The 647-nt window shown below is 77.9% G+C and carries 1 pseudogene; it reads right to left on the minus strand.

From position 1 onward, the window contains the following. A pseudogene (locus G3I40_RS42160) lies at positions 1-647 on the minus strand (AfsR/SARP family transcriptional regulator); the annotation flags it as partial.

The raw sequence follows: 647 nt of genomic DNA on the forward strand, positions 1-647 counted from the left end.
TCAGGGCGAAGGCGCGCGGCTCGGCCAGGACGCGGGCGGCGTCGAGCCCCCGCAGGTGATGGGCGCGGGCCCCGGCGGCGTCGCCCCGCAGCTCCGCGAGGAACCCGAACTCGGCGGCCAGGAGATGGTCACCGGCCGGCGACGACAGCTCCCCGTGGCCGTCGCGCAGCCGGACCAGATGGCGCTCGGCGGCGTCGAGGTCGCCGGAGCGCCGGGCGCCGAGCGCGAGGCCCATCTCGGCGTGGATCTCCCCGTACTTGTAGCCCTGTGCGACGGCCCGGTGCAGGGCCCGGGTGTGCAGGTCACGGGCGCGTTCCCAGTCGTGGTCCAGGAGGGCGAGGCGCCCCAGGCCGGACAGCCGCGCGGACACCTCGGCGGCCAGCCCCAGCTCCTCGGCGATGCGCAGCCCTTCCTTGCCGAGCCGCTCCGCCTCCTCGTACGCGCCGCGGATCTCGGCGAGCGCGGCCAGCGGCTGGACCGTCTGCAACTCGCCCCACCGGTCGCCCAGTTGCCGGAAGAGCTCCGCCGAGCGCAGTCCGTCGCGCTCCAGGCCGGCCAGGTCGCCGCGGATGAGGGCGTGCAGGGCGCGCAGGGCGAGGGCGGCGGCCGTGGGCCAGGCGTCGTCGGGGCGCGGCGGGTGCGCGTCG

It is taken from the genome of Streptomyces sp. SID14478 (assembly GCF_010548525.1).
Taxonomy (GTDB): domain Bacteria; phylum Actinomycetota; class Actinomycetes; order Streptomycetales; family Streptomycetaceae; genus Streptomyces.